We start from the raw sequence: 418 nt of genomic DNA, 5'->3' as shown, positions 1-418 counted from the left end.
CAGAAGAAGTGTGGCATCAAATATTTAATGAGGGCGGTAGTACTTATCAGGAACCGTCGTTAATTCTTTTTAATGGACAACTAAGTTCAGCCTGTGGCAGTGCCACGGCAGCGACAGGACCTTTTTATTGTCCAGGTGACCAGACGGTTTATTTAGATACGTCTTTTTTCGTAGAGATGCGTCAAAATCTAGGCATCGCAGGTGATCAGCAAGACTCTGGTGGTCAAGATAATGAAGGTAAGGCAGGTGACTTTGCCCAAGCCTATGTGATTTCACATGAAGTCGGCCACCATGTACAGACACTATTGGGTATTACTCAGCAGGTCAGTGAAGCCAGTCGTCAAGTCACGCGTGCAGAAGCCAATAAGCTCTCCGTGTTACAAGAACTACAAGCTGATTGCTTCGCAGGGGTATGGGC

The 418-nt window shown here is 46.7% G+C and carries 1 protein-coding gene; it reads left to right on the top strand.

Annotation, left to right across the window (positions count from 1 at the left end; genetic code table 11):
• Positions 1-418, top strand: a 418-nt coding sequence (locus tag AAEY83_RS12960) for a neutral zinc metallopeptidase (protein WP_351059334.1), incomplete at both ends; no start/stop codon positions are given.

Source organism: Psychrobacter sp. TB20-MNA-CIBAN-0197 (assembly GCF_040309765.1).
In the GTDB taxonomy this organism is placed as follows: domain Bacteria; phylum Pseudomonadota; class Gammaproteobacteria; order Pseudomonadales; family Moraxellaceae; genus Psychrobacter; species Psychrobacter submarinus.
This window is presented reverse-complemented; position numbering and strand designations above follow the sequence as displayed.